Origin of the sequence: Veillonella sp. T11011-6 (genome assembly GCF_002959755.1) — a bacterium.
Classification (GTDB): domain Bacteria; phylum Bacillota; class Negativicutes; order Veillonellales; family Veillonellaceae; genus Veillonella.
This window is the reverse complement of sequence record NZ_PPCW01000005.1, coordinates 315,001-341,143: the sequence shown is the minus strand read 5'-3', so window position 1 is coordinate 341,143 and position 26,143 is coordinate 315,001. Positions and strand designations below refer to the sequence as shown.

Genomic DNA, 26,143 nt, shown 5'->3' with positions numbered 1-26,143 from the left:
CTATTATATAGTTAGTCTCGTCCAGTAAAGAAGCTTACTACAGCAATCACTATAACTGCACCAACGATGGACGGAATTAATGCCATGCCTGCAAGACTTGGGCCCCAAGTACCAAGCAAAGCTTGACCTACAGAAGCCCCTACTAAACCAGCAATAACACGAAGAATAATCCCCATGCTTTGCGCCTTTTTAGTAATACGACCAGCTACAAAACCAATGAATCCGCCTACAATAATTGACCAAAGCATAATATACCTCCTATAAAGTCATCTCATCAAGATTAAGCGGGAATAAATCCTTATTCTCCATCACTTGTGGTGACTTTTCTAAATATTGTTTTCGCATTGACCATAAAATCTCTAAATCCTTTGGATCTAACTTGGACAATGCATATATCATCGTGAAATCTGAACCATAATGGCCACGCAAGCTATCAGGTACTCCTTTGGGTCCTTCTCCACCTAGACGATTATTAAAGAACCCTTGAATACGACGACTATCTAAATCAATGATAATAAACCCTGACGCATCATATACATACAATGTATGATTTATACGCTTTAAAGCTCGTACCGTATTCGTTATAAAATATTGATCCTTCATGTCAATGAGGGATGACTCATAACCTGAATGGTAAAAGTCCCCATAATAATGAGCTCCTCTATCTGTAGATTCCAACAAATCCTTGAGTACGGATTGTTCTGGCCCACTAAAATCAGAGAAAGTTTTTACCATAGTAATCTCTCGTAAACCACGTTGGTAATTCTCGGTCTTCGGTGGCTCAATATGTTGGCCACGAAAGGTAATAGGCATCAACCGAAGTGTATTATCAGCTAAATTATAAATACCATACCCTTCATAACCTAGAAAGTACACTTGTGAGTCGATAGACTTCATCGCTAATATTCGTTTTGAAATGATGGCATCACTAGAATTTACTAATGTATGCTCTTCTGGGTCTATGCGTACTGTTTTACTGTCGTAATTGCCACCTACTGCAAGCCAATAGGAGAGCCCCACTACAATTAATGCTAGTATGCATAAACCGATACGTTTTATATTCATTTATACTCCCTATGAATCCCCAGGCATAAAACGTAATAATATATTGCCATTACAGTAAGTCCCTATTAATATAATCCCAATTCTAGGTATAACTGTAAATTTTTTTAATATCTTTGTGGACTTCTATGCCAAACTTAATGTAGCTAGTCGCTCGCTAATTGAGATACCCTTATAGGTAAAAGTTGGTAACAACTCATGTAAAGGTTCTAAGACAAAGGTTCTATCCCAAAAATAAGGATGCGGTATAGTTAGAGTTTCAGCACAAATGGAAATCATAGAACCGGCTTCATCAAAAGCCAAAATAATATCTAAATCTAATGTACGTGGTCCCCAGTGAATGAGTCGTTCACGACCAGCCTCTTGTTCTAAGGACTGAAGGACACTTAACATTTCATGAGGATTCAAAGTACTTTTACAAGACCACATGCCATTAATAAATGACGCCTGATCTGTATATCCCCAAGGTTCCGTTTCTATCAAAGAAGAACTAATAACCTCTGAAACGGCCTCATGCCCTTGTAATAGGTGAAAAGCGGAATTAATATAGCCTCTTTTATCACCTATATTTGAACCTACACTGATGTAATAGGTATACATCAAATTTGACCTCTTGTAGTGACAACCTCAACATAATCTAGGATACCAGCAATAGGTACAGATGGTTTGCGCACCGTTACAGATAAGCCAACGATACCTTGATAATGTTGGTATAAAGAGTCGGCAATAAGTGCACCTAAACGCTCTAATAAATTATGTTTTTCTCCAGTCATAACAGATTCTACAAGCTCATATACTTCTACATAATTGATAGAATCCTCTAACTGGTCACTTTGACCGGCCTTTGTAAGATCCGTAGTAATTTCAACATCTACAAAAAAGCGCTGTCCTTGCGCTTGTTCAGATGTCAAATTGCCATGGTATCCATAAAATGCCATGTTTTTTAAAACGATTTTATCCATTATTCACCTCGTAATAGGCCATCTGCTACGGCCAAGGCGCGTTTGTGCATTTTCACATTATGAACACGCACCATATCAACACCTTGGAATACACCCGTAATACAAGCCGCTACCGTGCCTTCATCGCGTTCTTCTGGAGGTAAACCGCCCAACATAGAACCGATAAAACCCTTACGGCTAGGGGCAAGTAAAATAGGGTATTCATAAGCCGTTAATTCGCCTAAACGTTGCATAACTTCAATATTTTGTTCTTCTGTTTTACCAAAAAATCCGATACCTGGATCAAGCCAAATTTGTTGTGGTGTTACACCAACCTTTAAGGCTTTATCTACAGCAAAGAAGAAGTATGCCTTCATATCTTCAATGATGTCACCATAGTTTGTATCATTACTATTGTGCATGATGATTACAGGTACCTTGTATTTTGCGGCTATTGCTGCCATATCAGGATCATAGTGTAAGCCCCAAATATCATTTAAAATATGAGCGCCCTTTGAAAGTGCATAATCAGCAGTTTTAGCATGATAGGTATCGATAGATACAGGTACTGTAGATGCATGTAGTACAGGGTCTATCAATTGGGCTAAGCGTTCAATTTCTTCATCTGCTGTCAATGGTGTGCAACCAGGGCGCGTAGATTCTACGCCTAAATCAATGATATCAGCACCATCTTCAATCATTTGCGTTACATGTGCTGCTGCCGCTTCTGGAGTATTGAATTTACCACCATCAGAGAAAGAGTCAGGCGTACCATTTAGTATCCCCATAATAAGGGTACGATCGCACAAAGATAAACTTTTGCCATCATTCCATGTGTAATTTCTACGTTTAAACATTTGCCTGTCCTCCACCTAACATTGCCAACGCTTCATCTCGTAATGTGCCAGTCTCTGCTAGTACACCACGGCTTTCTAATGTAATAACCTTTGAATCTTGCTGCATGGTCCCTTTGATAAGCATACACAACTGAGTCGATGTAATGCGTACGAATACACCATGAGCAGATAAATCATTCATAATTGCATCTGCTAATTCTGATGCTAACCGCTCTTGTAGTTGCGGCCTCCGGCTAAGAATATTAACAATATCTTGAAACTTGCTAAGCCCTGCCACACACCCATCCTTAGGTTGGTACACAATATCCACGGTTCCAAAGAATGGCAACAAGTGGTGCTCACACATAGAGTAAAAAGGAATTCCTGTAACCGCTACAAGACCCTTATAATCAGTACTAAATGTTTCACCCCAGGCTGACTTTGTATCTAATCCTACGCCACTGAATAATTCACTATATAATTCTGTTACACGACTTGGTGTTTTCTCTAGCTCTGGCGCCTCAGTATCAACAGATAAAGCCGCTAAAAATTGCTTTATCCCGTCCTTTGCACGTTGATTCATCGGTCCTCCTAAACGATTTTCGTCGTCCAATCCTCAATATTCCAAATATCCGTAACCCAATCTTTATAAAATTCAGATTCATGACTTACTAAAACGATAGTTCCTTTGAACTCACGCAAAGCACGACTCAGTTCTTCTTTTGCATAAATGTCCAAGTGATTCGTTGGTTCGTCTAATACGAGTACATTGTACTTATTTTGCATCAGTTTACATAAGCGAACCTTTGCATTCTCACCACCAGATAACACGCGCATTTGCGATGTAATATGCTCGTTAGTAAGGCCACAACGAGCAAGCGCTGCACGTACTTCTGCATTAGTCATTGCCGGATATTCATTCCAAATATAATCTAAGGCAGTTTCAGAATTGGATGGTGTATCTTCTTGAGCAAAATACCCAATTTGTAAGAAATCACCTTTTACCAACTCACCACTCACCGGTTTTAATAACCCTAAAATTGTTTTCAATAATGTCGTTTTACCTAGACCATTAACGCCACGAATAGCGATTTTTTTATTTCTTTCAATTTGAAAGTCTACTGGTCGAGTCAACGGTTCATCATAGCCTAATTCCAAACCAAAGGCCTCTACAATAAAACGACTTGGCGTACGGCCTTCTTTAAAACCAAAACTTGGTTTAATGTACTCTTTTGGCTTTTCCAAAATCTCCATTTTCTCTAACCGTTTAGCTCGAGAATTTGCCATACCACGCGTTGCTACACGAGCCTTATTGCGTTGGATAAAGTCTTCCATGCGCTCAATTTCTTGTTGTTGACGCTCATAAGCCTTAGCTGCTTGCGCTTTTTTCACTTCATAAGCCGCTTGGAACTGATGATAGTCGCCAGTATAACGCGTTAAAACTGCTTGCTCGATATGATAAATCACGTTGACTACGGAATTTAAAAACTCCATATCATGAGAAATCAAGATGAACGCATTTTCGTAGTTTTGTAAATAGTTTTGCAACCATTGGATATGCTCTACATCAAGATAATTTGTCGGTTCGTCCAAGAGCAAAATCGTCGGTTTTTCTAGTAAAAGTTTTGTAAGTAAAACCTTTGTACGCTGGCCACCGCTGAGCTCCGTAACATCTCGGTCAAGTCCAATATCCATAAGGCCCAAACCTGCAGCTGTACGCTCAATAACCGCATCAATTTCATAGAAGCCACGCTGCTCTAGAATTTCTTGCCACTCCCCTACTTGCTCGAGAAGCTTATTCATTTCATCTTCAGACACATCACCCATGCGATTGTACGCATCGTTAATGTTTTGCTCCATTACAAACAAATCATCAAAAGCTCGTTGCAATACGTCGCGAATGGTCATGCCCTTTTCGAGGACCGCATGTTGATCCAAATAACCTACAGTTACTTGATTGGACCATTCAATTTTACCTTCATCAGGAGGTATTTTGCCTGTAATGATATTTAGGAATGTAGACTTGCCTTCACCATTAGCACCAATTAACCCTACATGTTCACCTTTCAACAAGCGGAATGATGCATCATCTAAAATTTGTCGCGCTCCAAAACCATGGGTTACATTTGAAACGGTTAAAACACTCATATCTATCTCCACCGGAATAAAAGCCGTCTTGTTGAAGACGGCTTGTTTCATACTTACTTAAATATTATATCTATTGTACCTTTTTGACCTCTATATGTCAAAAATTGAACATCACTTACCTACTGCATAACGCAAGGCTACCACAGCCATAATCTTAGCGCCCTTAATCGCTTGCTCCAATCCATAATCGGAACCGGCTGCACAAGTGAACTCTGGCGTATGCGCTTCTAAGCCTAATCCAATCTGTAATGTAGGCTGTGCCGTAGGCACCTCATAGGATACATTCCCTACATCAGTGCTACCATCCGCTTCATCATCAGGCAATATACGAGGTGTTTCACCAAACTCAGTCATCACATCGTTAAAAAGATCTAATAACTTTTTATCTTGACGCATATCCTTAAAAAGTGGCTCATAATGATGCATTTCAACTTGAGCGCCATAGGATGCTCCGATCTCTTGCGCAGCCGCTTTGATAGCCGGCAAAATAATACCTTCTAAATCATCCACCGTACGCCCCCGTACAGTCATGCGAAGCGTAGCCTTAGGAGTTACTACGTTTGGTGCCGTACCAGCTTCGGTAAATATAGCACCTACAATAGCACCTTTAGGGAAGGTTTTCTTTAACTCTTTAACTCTTTGATAAAGATCTACAGCACAATCTAAGGCATTGATACCAGAATCAGTAAGTGATGCGATATGACAGGATCGACCATGGAAGGTTACCTCTAAGGGATGCGTCGCTAACGATGTGCCACCCACTTCATTTTCACCGCCTGGATGAATGATGAGTGCTGCATCATAGCCTTTAAATAGACCTGCCTCCGCCATATATACCTTACCACCAATGGTTTCCTCTGCAGGACATCCAAAGAAGGTCGTTCCCCATGTTTCTGGTGCACATTGACTAAAAGCAACCGCCGCGCCTAAACTCATCATGGCAATGAGATTATGTCCGCAACCATGACCGAGTTCTGGTAGTGCATCATATTCACCTAAAAAGGCTATTTTATGCTGTGCAGTACCGTTATAGTCACCCCGTAACGCCGTTTGTAACTCTGGAAAATCAGTTAGCCCCACTTGAGATGTAAAATTATGTGTTTCTAAGAATTGGTTAATTACCTTAACTGCTTTATGCTCGTTTAAGCCCAATTCTGGGTTATCGTGTAAATATAAGGAGATATCGCGCAATTCCTCTGTCATACTATCTATGATGGCACAGGCACGAGCCTCTCGTTCTTGTAATGTCATAACTTCCCTTTTTAATTTCTAATTTATACTGTTGATTATTTATTCTAACTAAGGAGAATGTGTCTATTTCGTATAGGGATGAACAATTATGGTATTTGAAATATACCTAAAGTTAATCATCGCTCCTAGTGGTAATGTTTGATGCGGCGTTCCATGACCTGTTGGGACATAGCATACAAAAGGATCCAACAATTCAGGGTCTCTATTTTCCTCCATGTAGCGTAACGCTTCATAGCCTAAATCGTAATCACGCTCATCATCGTCGCCTTCACAATCTGTAAAAGTACCAATCACTAAACCTTTAATACGACTCAATAAACCACTGAGGCGAAATTGTTGCAACATGCGATCTAGCTTATAAGGTGCCTCTCCTACATCTTCAATGAATAGTAATGTATCCTTCCAAGATGCATCCTCTAAAAAATACGGTGTTCCCGACAACATAGATAACATCGTCATATTGCCGCCCCGTAAAATACCTTCGCCTAGCTCAGTACCAATAGCACCACGAGGCGGTTCAGGTAAGGGTTCTATGACTTGTAATTTACCTTCTAAAGTATTAAATAAAGCATCAATATCTGCTTTGCGTTCAGGCTTAAAATCTACGCCCATCGGCCCGTGATACGTAATAAGTCTACTATATCGATTGATAGCCATATGAAGAGCCGTGCAGTCACTATACCCGACAAAGGCCTTACGATATTTACGAATGGCCTTATAATCTAATAAGTCTAGATAACGCATCGTTCCGTAACCACCGCGCAAAGCTAGCACCGCATCACAAAGTGCGGTGGTCATCATATATTGAAACTCTTGGGATTGCTCCTCTGGTGTACCACCATAGAGTCCTTTACGATGTGCACTTTCACCAAAGAGTACTTTATAGCCCCTTAGGTTACAAATTTCTTCTATTCTATGTAAATCTTCATCGCTTGCACTGGCAGGTGCCATAATACCTATGGTCATGCCCGGTGCTAAGCGCTTTGGTTCAATCCAGTTCATATGTCCTCATAAAATACAACAAAAGACGTACACATAGTGTACGTCTTAAGTGTATCTTATTTGTATGCTTTTTTAAAGTCAACAAGGCCCAATGTAGTCCAGAAATAATTTTGAATACTTCCATTTGTTACATATGGTTGTGTTGTGAAATACAATGGCATTACTAGAGATTCATCAAAAATCATCTGTTCTGCTTTATGCATCAACGCATCCCGTTCAGCCCCATTTGGTGTCGTACGAATACGAGCGATTAACTCATTATAGTCTTCACTATGGTACTGACTATCGTTGTCTTCCGCAGAGAATACTTCTAAGAAGTTTTGTGGATCACTGTAATCCGCAACCCAAGAAGCACGAGCAACTTGATATTTACCAGCTTCGCGGTCGGCTAAGAATACCTTTGTCTCTTGATTTTGTAAGCGCACATCTGCACCAAATGCATTTACCCATGCATCCTGTACAGCTTCAGCAATCGCTTTATGTAATTCGCTTGTATTATACAAAATCGTAATTGGAGGCAATGGATGGTTCTTATCATAGCCAGCTTGTTTCAAAATTTCTTTCGCTTGCTCTACATCTTCGTAAACGAGATAGCTACCAGCTTCACGGAAGTCTTCACGACCGTTACTTTCAAGCATGCCATATGGAACAAATGCATAAGCAGCCTCTTTACCGCCACGAACAATATTGTTAACGATATTAGCACGGTTGATAACCATGGAGAATGCTTTACGTACTTCAGGATCTGTAAAAGGCTCTGCTTTCACATTGAATACGTAGTAATAGTTACCAAGCATAGGTCCAATATGTAATAGGCCCGCTTCTTCTAAACGTTTTTGATCCGCTACAGGAGGCTCAACAGTCATATCTGCTTCGCCACCTTCAACCAATGTAAGGCGTGTGCTTTGGGATTCACTGATAGGCCAATTCATCTTCTCTGTTTTTACAGAGTCCGCATCCCAGTAATCTGAATTCTTAATGAAATCCATTTCCCCATTATGCTTCCAAGATAATAAGCGGTATGGACCATTAGACACAAATGTATCTGCATTAGCAGCCCAGTTTTCATGAGCCTCTACAACCTTTTGACTTACTGGATAGTAACTATGAGATGCTAATAATTTTAAGAAATAGGCGGTTGGATTTTCTAAGGTAACTACCAATGTATCATCATCGATGGCCTTAACACCAACGTCTTCAGCTTTGGCATCACCATTATTAAAGGCTTCGCCATTTTTTAATACATATAACATATATGCATTGTCCGCATGGACTTCAGGGTCTAATACGCGTTTCCAAGCGTATTCAAAATCATGAGCCGTCAAAGGCTCTCCATTGGACCATTTTAAATCTGGTCGCAAATGGAAGGTATACTCGCGACCATCATCAGAAATATCCCAGCTTTTAGCAAGTGCTGCCTCTGGTTCACTTTCATCATTTAAACGAACTAAACCGTCAAATAATTGGAGTTGAACCGTTGCCTCCGGAGAGGTAGTAGACTTTGCTGGATCCAATGTGGATGGTTCCTGCTCAATAACATATCGGATTGTATGCTCATCAATTGGTTGTTCCCCGCGAGGATAACCAAATACAAACAAGAGCACACTCACCCCAAGAGCAAGGACCATGAGTTTTAACAAATTTCGTTTATCCATCATGGCAATGCTTCCTCTACAAATTCTTTCATGATACGCCCTACTCGAGCGCCTAACTCTTTACCTCGGTCATTATCAATATCGCTCATCAAAAGGATAAAGCAAAAATGACCTCTAAACGTTTCCAATATGCCCCCATCATGCTCTACGCGATTAAGGGATCCTGTTTTATGGTGAAAGCGTACATCTTCTCCCCAATAAAATGGCAAAATATCACGGAATTGTTGGCGACCTAAAATGTTCCACATTTCTCGGCCATAAAAATCTCTATCGCGACATTCAAAAATGTGTTTATAGAGACGAGCTAACGCCATAGCAGTCATACGATTATCACGGCCTTCGGCGAGAGCTTCAAAGTCCATCATCATGCGATTAAGTTCTATCTCATCTACACCAAGCTGTTCTGCACGAGCATTGATATTTTCCATTCCAAGAACTGTAATGAGCAAATTTGTTGCAATATTATCGCTGAGAACCATCATAAGACGGCATAACTCAAGATACGTAAAGCTATGCTTTGCTACTAATTCTTGTAGTGCTCCACCACCTTCAACACGAGGTGTTCTAGATAGTGGAACTGTATCATTAAGGTCTAACTGTTCAGTACGAGCTAAATGGAACACATACTCCATGATGAGTACCTTAATCAAACTTGCACTAGAATGTACCGTATCCTCCCCTTTAGAAGCGATAATAATCGGTTCCTCTTCATCGTCAAATTGAAGTACTACATAGGATATATTTCCTTTTGGTGCTAATTCTTTAATAACTGTATCGAGTTGATGCTCCAAGGACTTGCCAACAAGTAACTTTTCCATACTATTCTCCCATTATATGTGCCAGCATGCGATGCGGCGATCTGCCCAATCACGAAGAGGTGGACGTTCTGCAAAGCAACGACCCTCTGCTTCTGGACATCGACCACTAAACAAACAACCTTTCGGTGGGTCTAGTGGATTTGGTGGGTCCCCTTTAAGAGGTGCTCCAATTGGAGCATGTGGTATAACAGGACCATTTAAGGCCGTCAATGCACGAGTGTAAGGATGTTGTGGGAATTCGTATAAATCCAGTGCTGGACCTTCTTCCATAACAGCACCTAAGTACATAACCACCATGCGATGACTGATGTAGCGCACCATATTTAAATCATGAGAAATAAAGAGGTACGAAATACCATGTTGTTCTTGTAATCTCTCAAGCAAGGTCATAATTTGTACTTGAATGGATACATCTAGTGCTGAAATCGGTTCATCACAGATGATACACTGTGGCTGCATAATGAGAGCCCGTGCAATACCGATACGTTGACGTTGGCCACCTGACAATTCATGAGCATAACGCTCACCAAAGGACATGTTTAAACCAACTTGATCAAGCACTTCTTTTACACGAATAACACGATCGCGAGGTGTATATTTTGGATCTAGCTCCAATGGTTCCTCTAGAATCGCATTAACTGTAAGACGTGGATTAAGAGATGCATAAGGGTTTTGGAATACCATTTGCATCACCGGATGAACAGCTTTTCGATCCACATATGGATCAATCTGGCGACCGTTCATATAAATAGAACCTGATGTAGCTTGATGTAAGCCCATCAAAGTGTAGCCAAATGTGGATTTACCACATCCAGACTCACCTACGATACCAAGGGTCTCCCCTGGTGATTGATATAGGCTCACGCCTTGTACAGCATGTACCGTGTGTTTTGGCTTAAATAAGCCTCCTGACAGAGTGAACTCTTTAACGAGATTGTCAGTTTCCCATACGTAACTCATTAAAGTCCCTCCAACTTAGCTAACCAACATGTAAATTGATGATTCTCACCAACATTTGTAACCATAGGAATCCGATTACCACAGATACGCATAGCCCACTTGCACCGTGGATTAAATGCACAGCCTCGCGGCAAATCAAACAAATCTGGCGGTTGACCTTCAACGGCTTTTAACTCACCATGCCATTTACCTTGTGGCAGAGCGAGCAACAACCCTAATGTGTACGGATGGCGAGGTTCATTAAAGATGCCCTCCACTGTAGCAGATTCAACACATTTACCAGCATACATAACCATAACACGATCGCAAATTTGAGCGATAACGCGTAAATTATGAGAAATAAAGATAATGCCAATACCAGCCTCTACAGCTAATGTTTGCATAAGGCGTAAGATTTGAGCCTCTGTTGTAATATCAAGAGCCGTTGTAGGTTCATCACAAATCAAAACCTTTGGACGACCTGCCACAGCCATAGCGATACAAACGCGTTGGCGCATACCACCACTCAATTCATGAGGATATTGAGATAATCGTCTTTCCGGTGTTGAAAGGCCCATCTTCTTTAACAAGTCGATGGCGATAGCACGTTCATCATAATCCTCACCATATGCATTGGTACGATGGATAACCTCATACATTTGCTCCCCAATCGTCATGATTGGATTCAAAGATGTCATAGGATCTTGGAATACCATGGCAACAGTAGTACCACGGAGTTCATTCCAGTCATCTTCAGTAAATTCAAGGCAATCATTGCCATCAATCATAAATGTATCGGCTTTGATTTTTGTTTTACCATATGGTAGTAATCCCATTAAGGAATTAACTAGCACAGATTTACCGCAGCCGGATTCACCAACAATACCTAAAATCTCACCTGGTTGTAAGGAAATATCTTGATTGCGAATAACCCGTAAAGGGCCTTGGAAGGTATCGATGGTAATGGACACATTGCGCACATCAACAATTGCGTTATTCATTATCTATCTCCTTCCTTAGGGTCTAACACATTACGTAAGCCATCACCAAGGAATGCGAAACCAAGCATGGTAACACTAATGGCAACAGCAGGAAAAATCAATTGGAACGGATAAGAGCGCATGCTACTAATCCCTTCAGAAGCGAGTACACCCCAGCTCGCCATAGGTGCATTTACACCTAAGCCGATAAAACTAAGGAATGCTTCTGTAAAAATAGCCTCTGGGATGGCCAATGTCAAAGTAATGATGATTGGTCCCACACAGTTTGGCAAAATATGACGCAATAAAATGCGATATTTGGGAATGCCCATCGCTTCAGCAGCAATGATATATTCTTCGTTTTTAACTTTCAAAATTTGACTACGTACGATACGGGCCATATTCAGCCAGTACGCAATGCCCAATGCTACGAAAATAGATGTTAAGCCAGGGCCAAGTACAACCATCAACAAAATTACATACAGTAAAAGTGGAATACCGTACAATACATCTACCAGCCCCATCATGATGCGGTCAACCTTACCACCAAGGTAACCTGCAATACCGCCATAGGTAACGCCGATAACAAGATTGATAAATGCCGCTACAAAACCGATGGTTAAGGAAATACGAGCACCGTACATAACGCGAGTGTAAATGTCGCGACCTAATGTATCGGTACCAAACCAATGACTAAAGCTTGGGCTTTGGTTCGCATCAATCAAGGATTGGTCTGCATAGGTATATGGCGAAATTAGGGGGCCTAAAATAGCCAATACAATCATCACCATAATGATGGTTGCCCCTACTACGGCCAAGCGATTTACCTTAAATCTCGCCCATTTACTAGGGCGTTTTATAAAGCTTGTAATTTCTTCTTGAGGGGTTCGCTCAATAGGTAAAAAATCTTCCTTATTCATCTGTCCCCTCCTCTGTCGTAACACGTGGATCAATTAATGGATAAATCATATCCACCAAAATATTAAGAAATACTACAAGAGCACTATAGAAAATCGTAATGCCAAGAATAACGGTATAATCACGGTTATAAATAGATGTTACGAAATACTGTCCAAGGCCTGGAATAGCAAAGATTGTTTCTACGATAAAGCTACCTGTCAAAAGGCTGGCAGCCAATGGGCCCAAATAGGTAATAACTGGCAAAATAGCATTCCCTAACGCATGACGTGTCAAAATAGTCCAAGAACTCAAGCCTTTGGCGCGAGCTGTACGGATGTATTCTTGTTGGTACACATCAAGCAACCCACTGCGTGTTAAGCGTGCAATGAATGCCATCGGTTGTGCAGCTAACGTTAATACTGGTAGCACCATATAAGATGGACCACGCCATAAGGCCACTGGGAACCAGCCTAGTTCAAAGCCCACCACATATACAAGAACGGCACCAATAATAAAGGTAGGCACAGAAATACCAATTGTAGATAATATGGTTACCGCATAATCAACGATACCATTAGGGCGCATAGCACTAATAGCACCTGCTGCAATGCCACCTACTACAGCCACCATTAATGATAATAAGCCGAGCTGTGCAGAAATTGGGAATGCATCGCTGATAATATCGTTTACACTACGGCCTTCATACTTGTATGATGGTCCCAAATCACCAGTAATAACACCACCTAAATAATCACCATACTGCTTCCACACAGGATCATCAAGATGATACTTTGCTTCAATACTTGCTTTCACCTGAGGTGGTAATTTCTTCTCAGTTGTAAAAGGTCCCCCCGGAATTGCATGCATTAATGCAAATGTTACGGTAATGATGACCCATAAGATTATGATTGCGCCACCTAGACGTCGAAACACATACCTTGTCATTGTCACTATCCTCCATAAAAAGTCTATCTGTTTTATTATACTACATTATGAAGTTAATTTCATGAATTACATCATTACATTTACAGAAAGCCCTACATAACGTACAATAAAATATATAATATTTTGGAGGTGTCTATGACAGAAGTACCTAGAGTCTTAACAATTCAAGACATGAGCTCCATCGGCCGTTGTGCCCTAACCGTTATGATTCCAATCATCAGCGCTATGCGTTGCCAAGCGGTTCCATTGGCAACAGCTGTATTGAGTAATCACTTAGAATATCCACACTACGAGTTTGTAGATTTATCGGCACATATGAGAGATTTTATGGACTGCTGGGATAAAAATGAAATCGACTTTCACGCTATTGTAAGTGGTTTCTTGGCATCCCCAGAACAAATTCATCTCGTGGAAGAAGCCATCGATCGCTTCGGTAACAATGGCCAAATGATTATCGTCGATCCTGCTATGGCCGATGATGGTCGCCTCTACTCTATTTATACACCAGATATGGTAGTAGCTATGCGCCAACTTGTTTCCAAGGCTCATATTGTAAAGCCTAATTACACGGAGGCTTGTTTCTTATTAGATATTCCATTTTCTACAGATCCTATTAGCGATGATGAATTGCATGATCGTTGCAAAAGATTGCATCAAATGGGGCCTGACATGGTTATCATGACCAGCGTACCATCTGAAACGCATGCGGTTATCGCTGTCTATGATGGGCCAACTGATTATTTAAAAACTTATGATATTCCTCTTATCCCTGTGAAAGCTACAGGAACTGGGGATATCTTTACTGCTGTATTATCCGGTGCAGTAATGAGGGGATATTCACCTTATGATGCGGCAGAGTTAGCAATGAATTTTACTACTAAAGCGATTCAAGCCACAGTAGATACTGTAAAATCTATGAAACAAGGTGTAGCATTTGAGCTAGTCTTGCCAGAATTAACTCAACTATAAGCTATAAATAAAGGGGAACTTATGGATTTACTCTATGTTGTATTACGAACACTGCTCATATGTACTGTAGGTTTGCTCATCGCATTCCAAGGTCGACGTATGGGCCTATCGATTTTTAATCTAACGGGACGATTAAATCGACTTCAATTTATCATATGTTTTATCGTACTAATGATTTTATTCCACATCGTTCATTACATCGATGATCTATTCTTAGACTTTGTCGTATCCTTACCAGCTTATTGGTTTACACGGGTCATCATATGGATTTTATTAGCAACACTCTTCCCATTGTCCTGCATCTTATTTGGCCGTCGTATTCACGATATCGGCTTTAATGCATGGGCCGGGATTCTCTGGTCAGTAATTATTATTTTCATCAATACTTACTCTGCTGTATCTCCATTCAATTACTTACTGGAGCTTTTCGTATGGCTCATCGGTTTCCTCTTCTGGGTATTGCCGGGACAACCGGAACCAAACCAATACGGAAATCCTCCTTTTATGCCTGTCAATCGACCAACTTACGAGTCAATGCAACAACCAGGATCTGAATCAGAACGAGAAATTAGAAAAACCGTTCGAAAACGTCGTAAAAAACGGTAAAACATAAAACAAACATAATAAAAAACGTATCTCTATTAATGATATGTACCCCCTTTACTGGACAACCAGTAAAGGGGGTATTTTAATGAGATATAGTTATGAATTTAAAAGAAAAGCAATTGAATTATTCTATCAAGGTGAATGGCCCAAGACACCTGCCGGTGTGTCAACACGTACATTTCATAATCAAATAAGAGAATGGGTTAAACTAGAACAATTTCATGGTCCGAATATTAATAAATTTCGAGTTACTAAGAAGTATTGGTCTCCAGAGGAGAAATATAAGTTGGTATGCCAAGTTCTTTCAGGGCAAGCTTTAAGAGCGATAGCTATTGTGGCTGGTATTAATCCTGGACAACTGTATCAATGGGTTCATAAATACAAAACTTTGGGATACAATGGTCTTATGAATAAACCTAAAGGACGACCACCAAAGGATTGCAAAATGAAAGTAACTAAGACTATCTCACCTCGGAAACTCAAAGAGAGTGAATATGAGGAACTCATTCGCTTACGAGCTGAAATTGCTTATATTAAAGCTGAAAATGAAGTCATAAAAAAAGAGATTGCCTTGAGAGAAGAAAAGGAAGCTGCGCGTCTCAAGGCGAAAAAGCAGCGATTATTAAAACGCTCCGAAAGCAAGGATATCAACTAAAATATCTTCTAAAAGCTATGAAAATGGCCAAATCTACCTATTATTTTGAACTTACTAAAGTAGATCTTGTAGATAAAAGGAATACAGAGCTAAAAGATGAAATTCAAAAGATTTTTACAGAACATAAAGGTCGGTATGGTGTACGCCGTGTATACCAAGAACTTCTTAATCGAGGTTTTGTAGTCAATCATAAACGAGTACAAAGACTTATGCATAGCATGGGACTCGCAGGAAAGCGACCGAAAGAAAAATATCACTCTTACAAAGGGAAGGTCGGTAAAGTAGCAGAAAATATCGTTAATAGAGATTTTAGTACAACTGCACCATTACAAAAATGGACTACTGATGTGTCTCAATTTAATTTCTCGTGGGGGAAATGCTATTTGTCTCCTATTTTAGATATGAATACGAATGAGATTGTTGCTTATGACTTAGCATTAAGGCCTAACTTAGAGCAGATTTCTCGTATGTTAGAGAAAGCCTTTAAGAAGTTTACTAATCTTTCGGGATTAATCTTCCACTCTGATCAAGGATGGCAATACCAACATAACTATTTTACGCAAGCACTTAAAGAACATGGCATTATTCAGTCTATGTCTAGAAAAGGAAATTGTTATGATAACTCTGTGATGGAAACCTTTTTTGGTAGATTGAAAACAGAAATATATTATGGTTTTGAAACAGAATATTCATCATTTAATGCTTTTGCAGTAGCGATAGAAGAATATATTAACTATTAACTATTACAACAACAGAAGAATCCAGAAAAAAACAAAATGGATGCCCCCTGTAAAATACAGGGAAGCATCCATGTGTTTAGGCTAGTAAACAATATGTGTCCAGGAAAATGGGTACATATCATAAGAGATACGTTTTTTATTTATACCATAACATATGATGTTATTTAATAATCAATGCCTAGTAATTCATGAGCAGCATCAATTCAATTAATGTACAACCAATATAGGCGATAATAAACTTAACCTTCTGCTTGCGCATTCTATCATCATCAGCAATTTTGAGTCGATTTGCAAGGAACCGTTTATCCCGAATTTGCAATAACAAATGCTTAATGCGCTCTTGGCTTTCATTAGCAGTACATTCGTCACAATCAGATGTGAGTGTAGCTTGCTGCATGAAAATACGACGGTGTAATTTGCGCATTTGAATCTTAATATTATTATGTACAAATGCACTTTGCCACTGTTTCCGAGAATCAAAGTACATATACAGATATCTAGGAATATTCATAACCAAGAAGGAAATGATAAAAATCCCTAAAGAAATCAAGAAATATGTAGAGAATGAGAACTCTAACGTTTCTGTAGGCAAGTAGTGATGCAAGATAATAAAGGTAATCCACACGCCGATTGGCAATAAGAGAACTGCCGCAATATCGATGGAACGAAGCCAGCTAGTACGGGTTGGTACATCTGGTACAGTAAATGTGTCTACTGGATCGTGAAACGCATAGTAATCTAACTGTAAAACGGATTGACTAGTACGAGGGTTCCCCAATAGAACAGGACCATTACTACCGATATGTCGTTCAGGCAAAGGTATGAATTTTTTTACTTGTGTATTCGGTAATAGATCGAACTGGATAATCCCCTTTTTCTCAAAACGCATAGTAGATCCCTTCTCACCTAGTGCAATAGGATTAAAGAATATACCAAAGAGACTGAGGCACCAGTTACCTAATAAGTGTAGGATAGAGTTTAAAATAAACCCACCTGTATCTATATTATTTGTGTCGAGACGGATTGCAAAGGATGATGAGTAATCATCAAACCATAAATCCTCTAAGGTGAATTCCACATTGATCACATTCCCCCATTTCGTAATAATGGATAGGAATATTTGATTGTTTGGCTCAAATTCAAAGGTTACCGCGTAAAAGAGCCAATGATTGCGAAGAGCAGCCCGTAACATACGATTGACTGTGTCTTCTTCTATATATAGTAAACGGTGGTCGAACAAGTCTTGTTCTAATGGAGCCTTTTCTATAGTAGGCACCTTATCCACCGCTGTATCACGATCAGATAATGCTTCATCCACCAACGCTCGTATTTTGGTGAAGATCTTAGTCATAACCCCTCCAAGGGTAACAAAAAAATAGCTTTTGACATACAAATTATACCATATATTGCATGATTTATCGATAAAAGACTACTACATATACTATTAAATATAGGCATACATAAAGCCCCTTTTACATAGCAAAAGGGGCTTTATTACTGTAGTTTAATATTCAACCTATTATAAGTTAATAGTTATAATAGATAATTTAATTGATATTTATTTTTATTGAATACTTGCCATAGATAGGTAGCAATATTCATAGAAATGACCACGAAGTGCAATCAATTCTTCATATGTTCCATCTTCTATAATTTGACCTTTATCCATAAATACGATACGGTCCATTTGCTCTAATCCTTCTAACTGATGTGTAATGTATAAGCATGTTTTATCCTTTACATATTCCATCAAATCACAATGTAAAGCCTTTCTCGTTACTTGATCTAAACCTTCTAATGGTTCATCCAATAAAACGATTTGTGGATTTCGCAAAAATAATCGAGCTAATGCAACCCTTTGACGTTCACCACCACTTAAGCCATGACCACCACTACCAACAATCGTATTAAAACCAGCTGGCAATCTATCCACTACAGAGCGCAAGGAAGCACGCTCGATAGCACGCTCTAAATCAGCTGCTGAAGCATCCGGCCTTGCTAGTCGAATATTATCCTCAAAGGACGCATGGAAGATATACGTATCTTGTGTAATAGTTCCTAACGCATTACGCCATGTATCTATAGAAATATCCTTTAATTCTACGTCACCTACATGGATGGAACCACCATAATCATATAAACGCTCAAGCATATTAAATAATGTAGTCTTACCAGAGCCACTAGCACCAACGATAGCAACTGATTGCCCTTGCTTAATGCCTAATCTAAGATGTTCATAAATACAACGATCTTTATTATAACCAAAAGATACATCCGTAAAGGTAATATCTCGATTAGCATTGAATGGTTTTGGTGCCTTTGGGTCTACCACAGGCATTGGCTCATTGGCGAGTGCCATAAGACGACTCGTAGCCACCTTACTTTCAGCACCATGATGAACAGCCGCAATCATAGGTTGTAACGCTTCAAACCAAGCTTGTGTACCAATGGCAGCAACCGCTACCATAACACTAGCCCAAGCGCCTGTCAAAGCATTGGCAGCCAATATAGCTACAATGACAACAGTAATTTGCACACCACCTAGGAACAGCGTATTCCCTAAGTTCATGCCACGCTCAATAATACCCTTATTAGCATCCACAGTATGCATCATATGTTGAATACGATGATAGACTAAATCTTCATTACCATAGCTAATGACATCCTCCAAACTATCCATAGTATCACTTAATAGTGATTTATACTCCCCTTGTTGCGGTCCAATCGCAGTCAATGATTGTTTATTATGAGCATATACAACTATAGGCAATACAAAACCTAATATTAAAGCCGACAAAACTATAGGTGTAACCAAAGTGCTATCAATGGTAGAAACACCATAGGCTACTAAAACAGTTAAAGCAATGGCTGCTACAGGAGGAATTAATGTGCGCAAGTAGAAGAATTGTAATACCTCTATATCACCCATAATACGGCCTAACATATCCCCAGCACCAAAGTGTTTAAGAATAGCTGGTGCTAATGGTTCCAAATGAGCATAGAACCATACACGCAAACCATATAATCCTTGGAATGCCATCCGATGAGATGTATAGCGCTCAAAATAACGACATACGGCACGGCTAACGCCGAAGAATCGAACCCCTACAATGGCAAGGCTCAAATAGGTAAGGCCTGGTTGCAATGCAGCTGAGGCCAATAACCATGCAGACACAGTTAAAAGTCCTACATTCATAAATACTGTTAAGAATGTAAAAATCAAAGCTAATACTAAAGACCACTTTGCAGGACTTAATACAGAAAAGAGTAATCTCCATCCTTCTAAGCCCATATTAGACGTTGACACTTCAGATGTATGTGTATTGTTTCCTACTACATGAGCACCTTTTTTATCAACAGGAATTGAATGATCTAGCTCATCTCTATCTTGAATATCAAATGATTTCCCTGTTTGCAACTGCTCTTCAATAGTTGAAGAAAATTCGCCTAAACCAGAGGTGACAAGGTCTTTAAAATATCCCTCTACCGCAATAAGCTCTTCATAAGAGCCTTGTTGAATAATGCGCCCCTGTTTTAAAACGTATAACGTAGAAGCCCAGTGCATCGTTTGTAGGCGATGGCCAATAATAATAACAATTTTATTCTCCATCAAACGTTGGATAGCACTACTTATGATAGATTCTGTTTTTACATCAAGATGTGCCGTTACCTCATCGAGAATTAACACTTGCCCTTTTCGTAAGAACGCACGTGCTAACGCCACCCGTTGACGTTCGCCACCACTAAGACCTAAGCCACCTTCACCAATAATCGTATCAAGACCATCTTGTTGTCTATTAATCACATCCAGTAGCTGTACTTCTTTACATGCCTCTATGATTTCTTCATCACTTACATTCATTCCAAAGGATAATACATCGCGTAAGGTTCCTTTCATGATATGAGGATGCTGGGATACATAGGTGATTTGTTGGCGCCACCACTCAACATCGATGTCACAAACATCAAGACCATCAATGACAACAGCACCTTTAGGAGCAGTTAAAAAGCCTCCAATAATATGAGCGATTGTAGATTTCCCGGCTCCACTTTCACCAACAAGCATAATCGGAGAATTGCGTTTAGCCTCTAATGAAATATGTTGTACCCCATTTTCACTATCTTCATAGGTAAAGGTTAAATCCTTAATTTCAATAGCTTGTATAGGCCCTTGAAGTTTAGATTGCCCACCTACAGGTAACGATGGCTGGCGATTCATAAACTCTTCGTATTTTAAAATGGAGGTCTTCCCTGCCATTCCCGTATGGAATGCAGCCCCCAGTTGTCTAAATGGCGTATAGAATTCTGGTGCTAATAGCAAAATAAAGAAGGCTGAAAAGAATGGTATCTCCCCATCTAATAGTGTTAAACCAAGGTATACCGCAATCAATGCCGTACTAATAGTACTTACAAGTTCAAGAACCAATGCAGATAAGAACGCCACGCGCAACACACGCAAAGTAGAGTCTTTAAACTCTTCAGATAAACGACCAATGACCTTTATTTGATCCTTCGCATGGCCAAAGAGTTTTAATGTGGTGATACCTTGCAATACATCGAGGAAATGCCCAGACAAGAAACTCATACGTTCCCACTGTTCTTTATTGAGGCGATCTGCTTGCTTGCCGATTAAGATCATAAAGAATGGAATCAATGGTACTGTAACAATTAGAATGATGCCAATAATAGGCAAAGTATCTACAATAGCAATGCCCATGATAAGAGGAATCATAATAGCATATAAAATTTGCGGAATATATCGAGCTACGTAAGCATCTACTTGCTCTAACCCATCTGTAAGCATATGGATTACATCGCCGTGACGCTCCTTATGTTGAACACCTAGCTTGAACATATGTGCTAAAGCTCGTTTTCTAAAGGTTGCTTTTACTGCACTCCCCAATCGGTTGGCTACAGATTCTTGCACATAATGTGCTAGTAATCTCACAATAATAGCAATCCCTAAATAGATAATGGTATACCTTTCATCGTGTAAGGTATTTTCAGAAAAAATAAAATTATTAATTAAGGTTCCAAAGAACCAAGCTTGCCCAACAATAGATAGACTTTCAACTAAACAAGTTAATCCTAGTAATAAAAGCTGACCTTTATGTTCTAGCAACGCTTTAAAGGCGGTACGCTGTATCATAGTATCCCCTATGGTAAATATAGTTAATATAAAAAATCATATGAATTTTAGAATCCAATATATACGAACAAATGAATCTAAATTTATCAATATTATATTCATCTTACCACAAAAAAGAGGCGTGCCGCTACGACACGCCTCACATTGAGACTTAAATTTTATAACTCACTAGAGTTATAAAGCTATTCTATTAATAGTGTAAGTCTTTTTCAGATACACGATGACGGAATGTCCAGTATACCCAGATTTGGTAAGCCAATACAATTGGCACAAATACGAAGGCTACACAAGTCATCAATGTCAATGTGTAAGTAGAGTTACCTGCATTTGCAATAGTTAAGCTCCAGTCAGGATTCAAAGAAGAAACCATGATGCGAGGGAACAAACCTGCAAAGTAAGCAGCCGTTACAGAAATAACAGTTAAGGAGCTAAATACAAAGCCCCATTTTGTATTACGAGTACGTGCAGCACCCCAAGAAATGAGGAAGAACACGATTGCTAATGCGAAGCACACGATTGCTAATACAGAGTTGAACAAATCTGTACATACATATGTAGCAGCAACCAATACTAAAGCACCGATTGCAGTAGGAACACCAACTACCAAAGAAGCTGCGCGAGCGCGTTCGGAAACAGCACCAGCTGTTTTGATAGAAGTGAATAAGCCACCATGGTATGTGAATACCAAGATAAACGCAATACCGCAAAGTACTGTGTATGGGCTTAATAAATCAAAGAATGTGCCTACATAGGTCATGCTTGCATCGATTGGAGTACCTTGAATCAAGTTACCAACTGTAACGCCCCACAATAATGCAGGAATCAAGGAACCAAAGAAGATGCAGTAGTCAAAAGTTTTACGCCATAACAAGTTAGGGCTCTTGGAGCGGAATTCAAAAGATACACCGCGGATAATAAGAGCCGCAAGCATTAAGAATAACGCTAAATAGAAACCACTAAACAATGTAGCATATACATGAGGGAAGGATGCAAATAATGCACCACCTGCAGTAATCATCCATACCTCGTTACCATCCCAAACAGGGCCCAAGGCATTGATCATTTGACGACGTTCAACGTCAGTTTTACCGATGAATGGTAATAAAATACCAGTACCATAGTCAAAACCTTCTAATAAGAAGAAGCCAGCGAATAGTACAGTAATTAAAATAAACCATACCACTTCAAGGTTATTAAAAATTAATTCCATAATCTCGCCTCCTCTTTTTCAACTACATCGTGAGATGGGTTACCATCTGGACCTTTTTTGATGTGTTCTACAGCAAGGTAGAGAGCTGCAATAGCTGCTACGATGTACACAACTGTAAAGCCGATGATAGTAGTCATAATTTCTGGAGCTGTAACGGCTTTAGATGCACCGTCTGCAGTTAATTGCAAGCCATATACAAGCCATGGTTGACGACCTGCTTCTGCTACAAACCAACCTGTGGAATGAGCAATGAATGGCAATGGCAATGTCCAGAACATAATTTTCAAGAATGTGCGATTACCAACCAATTTATCTTTTGCATTAAGGATAAGACCTACGAATGCAACGAGTAACATAATGGAACCAGCTGCAACCATGATACGGAATGTCCAGAAGATTGCTGGAACATCTGGAATATAGTTACCAGGACCATATTGAGCCTCGGATTTAGCTTGAAGATCTTTGATACCTTCTACTTTACCAGAAGTAAAGGAGTTTTGAGTCAAGAAGGACAAACCACCAGGGATTTCAAGTGCGCCCGTATTTTTTTGTGCTTTAGTATCAATGTTAGCTACCAAAGAGAATGGAGCTGGATCTTGTGTTTCCCACAATGCTTCCATCGCAGCCATTTTCATAGGTTGTACTTTTGTAATGTATTGACCTTGATGATGACCTGCCAAAGCGCCTAAAGTACCGAATACAAGAGCAATAACCATGCCCCATTTAGCGGAACGACGGTAGAAGTCTGTCGCATTGTTGCGCAATAAGTGCCATGCACTGATAGCCATGATAATTACGCCTGCTGTTAATAAACCATTCAACACGATATGGAAGAATTGGCCTGGAACATAGCCGTTTTGAACAATTGTTAAGAAATTGTCCATTTCTGCACGGCCATTGCGAATTACATAACCTACAGGATGTTGCATGAAGGAGTTCGCTACGAGAATCCAGAATGCAGATAGGTTTGTACCTAATGCTACCAACGTAGCTACAAGGGCATGAACAGTTTTATTTAAACGATCCCAGCCAAAGATCCATACACCCATGAATGTAGATTCCAAGAAAAATGCCATTAATGCTTCAAGGGCCAATGGAGCGCCGAAAATGTCACCCATAAAACGAGAATATTCTGCCCAGTTCATACCGAAATGGAATTCCTGAACAATACCAGTTACCACACCCATAGCAAAGTTAATTAGGAACAATTTGCCCCAGAATTTTGCCATTTTTTTGTAAACTTCTTTACCTGTAGACACATATGTCCACTCTAAGATAGCTACAGTCACTGTCATGCCTAGTGTGAACGGCACAAACAACCAGTGATAGATAGATGTTAGCGCAAATTGTAATCGAGCTAAATCTACAGCTTCAAACATGTGTTTTCCTCCTTAGAATTAAATACCTACATCACTTGATGAGCTTTTACTAAAAACCTTGTATCATTGCGCTTGTGAATATGGCAACGCTTCAGCCTCAATCAACTGTTCACGTTGAGCAAGCGTTTTAAAGTTAACCTGCTCCAACTGATTAATTAATTGGTCCTGAATCGTCCCCATAGCCTCATTGATAGCACAATGCCCCATACAAGACTTAGAGCAAGAACCTACATCATATAAACACCGTTGTAAATACGCATCCCCTTCTACCGCTCTAATTACATCGAGCAATGAAATCTCTTGAGGATCTCGATTGAGAGCAAACCCACCATCTACACCGCGAAAGGATTTCATAATCCCAGCTGCAATGAGACTACGCATAATCTTAAGCAAAAATCGTTCTGGAATCAATTCCTGCTCAGCCAATACAGAGCCAGTTATCTTCGTTCCCGAAGGTAATAGCGCCATATGCAAGACCATGCGAAATGCATAATCCGTGGCCTGATTTAACTTCATAAGGTCTCCTTTCTCGTGCACTCGGACAAACGTATTACTAAATCTAGTATAATCGAAATAAAACAATACTGCAATGGTATTGTTTTATATATTGAGAATTAGCATATATAGATTTTATACCCATTAATAAGGTATTATCTGAATATTTTTATGTCCCTTAAATAGCATTATGAATTCTATTATCAAAAAAAGACTGCCCACGAATGAGCAGTCTAAATATATTATTTTGTAATTTCTCGAACGAGATGGGCCATTTCAGGAATGATAAGTTTACTCATAGCTAATGTAACGGCACCTACAGAGCCTGGCACAGAGAACATCAAGGTATTATTGTTGACCCCTGCTTCAGCACGAGACGCCATCGCCTTAGTACCAATATCCTCTGTATAGGACAAATATCTAAAGATTTCACCAAATCCAGGAATATGTTTCTCATAGAGGCTATTCGCAGCTTCAATTGTCACATCTCGCTTAGCAATGCCAGTGCCACCTGTAGAAATGATAACATCAATATTTTCATCATTACACCATGGGATCATAGCATTTCTAATTTCATCGTAATCATCAATAACAATTTTACGATCTGCCACAATATGGTCTGCTTGTTCTAAAAACTCTTGTACTTTATTACCGCCTTTATCGGTTTCAAAGGTACGAGTATCAGAAACTGTTAAAACAGCAACGCGTAAAGGTCTTGCTACAACTTCGTAAGACATAGTTCCTCCTAGAATAACGGAATAATAGATGCTAATCTCGGCCATCCATTATCGCGTAAAAAATCACGTAATGCCCATGTGTAGTGAATAAATGGTGCACAATGTAGGCGCATCCAGAACGATAGATATGGTGTATCACCTTGGAATATAGCCAATCGATTTAAGGCATATAGATTATCTCCTGGCTGTACTGTACCTGGTTGTACTGTGAAAGCCATTTTATAACCAGACTGTTTAGTTACATATTGAACGAGCATATCGTTAAACCCACCAGGATATGCTAAATATTCAATGGGCTCACCTAAAATCCCCTCTAATGAAGTCTTCCCTCCAAGCAGAGCATCTGGCAACTCAGTAGGGTCAATTTTTGTTAAGATCTTATGATGATTAGTATGACCTTGAATATCAAAGCCACCTGCTTCCATTTTATGCATTTGTTCTGTAGAAACAAAACCAGGCGTATTAGCAGCATCACTAATCATAAACAAGGTAGCCTTCATATTGTATTCCTTTAAAATAGGCAATGCATTATTATAGTTATCAACATAGCCATCATCAAAGGTAATAACAATTGGCTTATTCGGTAATTCAGTACCATTTTCTAAATAATCATATAATTGATCTAATGTAATCGTGTTGTATCCCTGATTATGTAAATACTCCATCTGCTCTCTAAACTGATCAACATGAAGAGTCAAAGCTGAATGCTTTTCATCGTTTACTTGA

General features: G+C 39.6%; 27 protein-coding genes (1 of these 27 cut by a window edge). 5 read left to right on the top strand and 22 right to left on the bottom strand.

The genetic code is table 11. The annotated features are described in order from the left end of the window. Positions 1-11: 11 nt before the first annotated feature. The 15 genes from VRHSUH10_RS08980 to VRHSUH10_RS08910 all read right to left on the bottom strand — a co-directional run bounded on the left by VRHSUH10_RS08980 (position 12) and on the right by VRHSUH10_RS08910 (position 13,477). Positions 12-248 (bottom strand): GlsB/YeaQ/YmgE family stress response membrane protein, encoded by a 237-nt coding sequence (locus VRHSUH10_RS08980; RefSeq protein WP_005387228.1) that lies wholly within the window; start codon positions 246-248, stop codon positions 12-14. Positions 249-258: 10 nt separating this feature from the next. Beyond that, positions 259-1,065, bottom strand: coding sequence for a hypothetical protein (locus VRHSUH10_RS08975; RefSeq protein ID WP_005387227.1), 807 nt, complete (start codon positions 1,063-1,065; stop codon positions 259-261). Positions 1,066-1,188: 123 nt separating this feature from the next. Continuing rightward, complete coding sequence (folK, locus tag VRHSUH10_RS08970; protein ID WP_105086150.1) at positions 1,189-1,662, bottom strand: 2-amino-4-hydroxy-6-hydroxymethyldihydropteridine diphosphokinase; 474 nt, start codon at positions 1,660-1,662, stop codon at positions 1,189-1,191. Beyond that, entirely contained in the window at positions 1,662-2,024 is a 363-nt protein-coding gene (gene folB, locus VRHSUH10_RS08965; protein WP_105086149.1) for a dihydroneopterin aldolase, read from the bottom strand. Before folB ends, folK begins: the two co-directional genes overlap by 1 nt. Continuing rightward, a complete protein-coding gene (folP, locus tag VRHSUH10_RS08960; RefSeq protein WP_105086148.1) occupies positions 2,024-2,860 on the bottom strand; it encodes a dihydropteroate synthase in 837 nt (278 codons plus the stop codon). The genes folB and folP overlap by 1 nt, the downstream gene beginning before the upstream one ends. Next, the gene (gene folE, locus VRHSUH10_RS08955) at positions 2,853-3,422 is read right to left on the bottom strand and encodes a GTP cyclohydrolase I (RefSeq protein ID WP_005387220.1); all 570 of its coding nucleotides are present in this window, start codon (positions 3,420-3,422) and stop codon (positions 2,853-2,855) included. The genes folP and folE overlap by 8 nt, the downstream gene beginning before the upstream one ends. Before the next feature lie 8 nt (positions 3,423-3,430). Next, positions 3,431-4,987, bottom strand: coding sequence for an ABC-F family ATP-binding cassette domain-containing protein (locus tag VRHSUH10_RS08950; RefSeq protein WP_105090277.1), 1,557 nt, complete (start codon positions 4,985-4,987; stop codon positions 3,431-3,433). Positions 4,988-5,098: 111 nt separating this feature from the next. Further along, positions 5,099-6,238, bottom strand: a complete 1,140-nt coding sequence (locus tag VRHSUH10_RS08945; protein ID WP_105090276.1) for an amidohydrolase — start codon at positions 6,236-6,238, stop codon at positions 5,099-5,101. Positions 6,239-6,301: 63 nt separating this feature from the next. Beyond that, positions 6,302-7,240 carry an LD-carboxypeptidase gene (locus VRHSUH10_RS08940; RefSeq protein WP_105090275.1) on the bottom strand — a complete coding sequence of 313 codons (939 nt, stop codon included), beginning with the start codon at positions 7,238-7,240 and terminating at the stop codon, positions 6,302-6,304. 56 nt (positions 7,241-7,296) lie between these two features. Further along, positions 7,297-8,898: a peptide ABC transporter substrate-binding protein gene (locus tag VRHSUH10_RS08935; RefSeq protein WP_105090274.1), complete on the bottom strand. Its 1,602-nt coding sequence runs from the start codon at positions 8,896-8,898 to the stop codon at positions 7,297-7,299. After that, entirely contained in the window at positions 8,895-9,713 is an 819-nt protein-coding gene (locus VRHSUH10_RS08930) for a serine hydrolase (protein ID WP_105090273.1), read from the bottom strand. Before VRHSUH10_RS08930 ends, VRHSUH10_RS08935 begins: the two co-directional genes overlap by 4 nt. A 12-nt stretch (positions 9,714-9,725) precedes the next feature. Continuing rightward, on the bottom strand, positions 9,726-10,673 hold the full coding sequence (locus VRHSUH10_RS08925; protein WP_005387207.1) for an ABC transporter ATP-binding protein: 948 nt from the start codon (positions 10,671-10,673) through the stop codon (positions 9,726-9,728). After that, positions 10,673-11,653 carry an ABC transporter ATP-binding protein gene (locus VRHSUH10_RS08920; protein WP_105090272.1) on the bottom strand — a complete coding sequence of 327 codons (981 nt, stop codon included), beginning with the start codon at positions 11,651-11,653 and terminating at the stop codon, positions 10,673-10,675. The genes VRHSUH10_RS08925 and VRHSUH10_RS08920 overlap by 1 nt, the downstream gene beginning before the upstream one ends. Next, positions 11,653-12,552, bottom strand: coding sequence for an ABC transporter permease (locus VRHSUH10_RS08915; protein WP_060924984.1), 900 nt, complete (start codon positions 12,550-12,552; stop codon positions 11,653-11,655). The genes VRHSUH10_RS08920 and VRHSUH10_RS08915 overlap by 1 nt, the downstream gene beginning before the upstream one ends. Then, positions 12,545-13,477 carry an ABC transporter permease gene (locus tag VRHSUH10_RS08910; RefSeq protein ID WP_060924985.1) on the bottom strand — a complete coding sequence of 311 codons (933 nt, stop codon included), beginning with the start codon at positions 13,475-13,477 and terminating at the stop codon, positions 12,545-12,547. The genes VRHSUH10_RS08915 and VRHSUH10_RS08910 overlap by 8 nt, the downstream gene beginning before the upstream one ends. A gap of 135 nt (positions 13,478-13,612) precedes the next feature. Here VRHSUH10_RS08910 and VRHSUH10_RS08905 point away from each other — a divergent pair, with 135 nt between their 5' ends. From VRHSUH10_RS08905 to VRHSUH10_RS09625, 5 genes are all read left to right on the top strand, one after another. After that, a complete protein-coding gene (locus VRHSUH10_RS08905; RefSeq protein WP_105090271.1) occupies positions 13,613-14,446 on the top strand; it encodes a pyridoxamine kinase in 834 nt (277 codons plus the stop codon). A 21-nt stretch (positions 14,447-14,467) separates the two neighbouring features. Beyond that, positions 14,468-15,052, top strand: a complete 585-nt coding sequence (locus tag VRHSUH10_RS08900) for a DUF805 domain-containing protein (protein ID WP_105090270.1) — start codon at positions 14,468-14,470, stop codon at positions 15,050-15,052. 85 nt (positions 15,053-15,137) lie between these two features. Continuing rightward, positions 15,138-15,707 (top strand): helix-turn-helix domain-containing protein, encoded by a 570-nt coding sequence (locus VRHSUH10_RS08895; RefSeq protein WP_233187110.1) that lies wholly within the window; start codon positions 15,138-15,140, stop codon positions 15,705-15,707. Beyond that, on the top strand, positions 15,671-16,447 hold the full coding sequence (locus VRHSUH10_RS08890) for an IS3 family transposase (protein ID WP_233187116.1): 777 nt from the start codon (positions 15,671-15,673) through the stop codon (positions 16,445-16,447). The genes VRHSUH10_RS08895 and VRHSUH10_RS08890 overlap by 37 nt, the downstream gene beginning before the upstream one ends. Beyond that, the gene (locus tag VRHSUH10_RS09625; protein WP_369819993.1) at positions 16,434-16,532 is read left to right on the top strand and encodes an IS3 family transposase; all 99 of its coding nucleotides are present in this window, start codon (positions 16,434-16,436) and stop codon (positions 16,530-16,532) included. The genes VRHSUH10_RS08890 and VRHSUH10_RS09625 overlap by 14 nt, the downstream gene beginning before the upstream one ends. 93 nt (positions 16,533-16,625) lie before the next feature. On the opposite strand, the gene VRHSUH10_RS08885 is transcribed toward VRHSUH10_RS09625, so the two are convergent. The 7 genes from VRHSUH10_RS08885 to VRHSUH10_RS08855 all read right to left on the bottom strand — a co-directional run. Beyond that, positions 16,626-17,798: a hypothetical protein gene (locus VRHSUH10_RS08885; protein WP_105090267.1), complete on the bottom strand. Its 1,173-nt coding sequence runs from the start codon at positions 17,796-17,798 to the stop codon at positions 16,626-16,628. 213 nt (positions 17,799-18,011) lie between these two features. After that, positions 18,012-21,596: a thiol reductant ABC exporter subunit CydD gene (cydD, locus tag VRHSUH10_RS08880; RefSeq protein WP_105090266.1), complete on the bottom strand. Its 3,585-nt coding sequence runs from the start codon at positions 21,594-21,596 to the stop codon at positions 18,012-18,014. 190 nt (positions 21,597-21,786) lie between these two features. After that, positions 21,787-22,806, bottom strand: coding sequence for a cytochrome d ubiquinol oxidase subunit II (gene cydB, locus VRHSUH10_RS08875; protein WP_005387191.1), 1,020 nt, complete (start codon positions 22,804-22,806; stop codon positions 21,787-21,789). Beyond that, positions 22,797-24,185 carry a cytochrome ubiquinol oxidase subunit I gene (locus tag VRHSUH10_RS08870; RefSeq protein WP_005387190.1) on the bottom strand — a complete coding sequence of 463 codons (1,389 nt, stop codon included), beginning with the start codon at positions 24,183-24,185 and terminating at the stop codon, positions 22,797-22,799. The genes cydB and VRHSUH10_RS08870 overlap by 10 nt, the downstream gene beginning before the upstream one ends. A gap of 63 nt (positions 24,186-24,248) precedes the next feature. Further along, positions 24,249-24,701 (bottom strand): Rrf2 family transcriptional regulator, encoded by a 453-nt coding sequence (locus tag VRHSUH10_RS08865; protein WP_105090265.1) that lies wholly within the window; start codon positions 24,699-24,701, stop codon positions 24,249-24,251. Positions 24,702-24,922: 221 nt separating this feature from the next. Continuing rightward, positions 24,923-25,417 carry a molybdenum cofactor biosynthesis protein B gene (locus tag VRHSUH10_RS08860; protein WP_105090264.1) on the bottom strand — a complete coding sequence of 165 codons (495 nt, stop codon included), beginning with the start codon at positions 25,415-25,417 and terminating at the stop codon, positions 24,923-24,925. 8 nt (positions 25,418-25,425) lie between these two features. Beyond that, a protein-coding gene (locus VRHSUH10_RS08855; protein WP_105090263.1) for a polysaccharide deacetylase family protein crosses the window boundary here: on the bottom strand, positions 25,426-26,143 show its 3' portion. Its footprint extends 143 nt past the window's final position; only the last 718 of its 861 coding nucleotides appear in the window; its start codon lies beyond the right edge, outside the window; it ends in the stop codon at positions 25,426-25,428.